Below are 207 nucleotides of genomic sequence, written 5' to 3' on the forward strand. Positions count from 1 at the left end.
GCACCTCCCTTACAAGGAGGGGGTCACTGGTTCGAGCCCGGTATCGCCCACCACTATTCCTAAACAGGAATACACGATGGGGCTATAGCTCAGCTGGGAGAGCGCCTGCCTTGCACGCAGGAGGTCTGCGGTTCGATCCCGCATAGCTCCACCACTTACTAAGTGTTTTTTTACTAAAAATATTTAGAAAGTGGTGAATCGAAAGAA

Annotated in this window: 1 tRNA gene; it reads left to right on the forward strand. The window is 50.7% G+C overall.

Going from position 1 to position 207, the window contains the following annotated elements:
* The first annotated feature begins 78 nt into the window (after positions 1-78).
* A tRNA-Ala gene (locus CS022_RS24695) sits at positions 79-154 on the forward strand.
* Positions 155-207 lie beyond the last annotated feature (53 nt).

The sequence above is a fragment of the Veronia nyctiphanis genome, from assembly GCF_004116385.1.
Lineage (GTDB): Bacteria > Pseudomonadota > Gammaproteobacteria > Enterobacterales > Vibrionaceae > Veronia > Veronia nyctiphanis.